Annotated in this window: 1 protein-coding gene; it reads left to right on the forward strand. The window is 37.1% G+C overall.

Features of this window, described 5'->3' with window-relative positions:
* Positions 1 to 412: 412 nt before the first annotated feature.
* Positions 413 to 801 (forward strand): glycosyltransferase (locus ACS8FD_RS19165; protein ID WP_439277029.1); only part of this gene is annotated, 389 nt, incomplete at its 3' end.

Consider the following 801-nt stretch of genomic DNA (forward strand, 5'->3'; position numbering starts at 1 on the left):
AATCTCACTAAGCACCCTACACATTGACCAAACTCTTAAATGGTTTTAGGCCAGCGCCTATGATTAGGTCAGACGTAATGCTTTTAAGATAGGTTGATAAAAGCTGTATAATACCCATGATGATAAAGGGGAAGTCATGCTTTTAATAGCTCAATTGCTACTCGCTACCCTAACTAAGACTTTCATTAACGTCGAGCGGTACGGCTTCTAGGAATGAAGGTTGGTATTATAGAATCAATTAAGAAGCAAATGTATTCAAGCTTGTTTCATACTAACGCCAGTGTACAATTTTTAATTGCTGGCTCAAAAACTGACTCTAAAGATTTGCTATAAGAGCTCGCTATATAAAACCAAACTGCGATACAATTCAACTATTTATTGTTTTTACACTATTGATTTATGAGGACGTTATATGGATAGCAATACTATTAAGGTGTTTGTTGGATGTGATCCTAATAATTGTGATCTAGAACAGATGATGGTACTAGATTATAGTATTCATAAATATACAAGCTTGCCTGTTGAGATTGTATGGATGCAATTATCACGTGATCCACAAAGTTTCTGGTATTCGAATCCTGAGACAGGTGAAGGGTGGAACACCACTAAATGGCCAACTCCTTTTTCAGGGTTTCGCTGGGCGATACCTGAATATTGTAATTATTCAGGACGAGCAATCTATATGGATGCAGATATGATTGTACTGTCTGATCTAGCCGAATTATGGGCACATCCTATAAATGGTAAATCCATTGTAGCAGCTAAGACAAAAGCTGATATGACGCGTCTTTGTACTTGTGT

Source organism: Psychrobacter sp. 1U2 (genome assembly GCF_051847575.1).